Origin of the sequence: Sedimentibacter sp. B4, from assembly GCF_000309315.1 — a bacterium.
Lineage (GTDB): Bacteria > Bacillota > Clostridia > Tissierellales > Sedimentibacteraceae > Sedimentibacter > Sedimentibacter saalensis.
This window is the reverse complement of the sequence record NZ_CANG01000634.1, coordinates 1-398: the sequence shown is the minus strand read 5'-3', so window position 1 is coordinate 398 and position 398 is coordinate 1. Positions and strand designations below refer to the sequence as shown.

The 398-nt window shown below is 61.3% G+C and carries 1 protein-coding gene; it reads right to left on the bottom strand.

Going from position 1 to position 398, the window contains the following annotated elements; translation table 11 throughout:
- Nucleotides 1-130: 130 nt before the first annotated feature.
- Nucleotides 131-398 (bottom strand): chromate transporter (locus tag BN358_RS12535; protein WP_198018457.1); only part of this gene is annotated, 268 nt, incomplete at its 5' end.

Genomic DNA, 398 nt, shown 5'->3' with positions numbered 1-398 from the left:
TCGCAGATCGGGTTCCTTCGGGCGGCTGGTTTCGAGGGCATCGACGTCTACTGGAAGCGCCTGGACTCAGTGATCTACGGGGGTCGCCGACCCGCCTGATCTCTGGCTGAGTAGAGCAGGACCGCACGGTCTACTGGAGGAAGAGGAAGGAAAAGGCGATCGTGGCCAGGATTGCCCAGACCGAGTTCTTCTTCAGGATGGCGATGTAGACGAACCCGGCCACGAAGATGAGCCACTCCTGCCAGGTCAACAACGACTTGAGCGCGAATTGCAGTGCCACGGAGGCGATCAATCCGATGAATGCTGCCTGGAGTCCCTTGATGACGGCCTGGACGGCCTTGTGGCCCTGGATCCGGCCATGCAGGTCGGCCATCAGGATGATCGCGGCCAGGGATGGC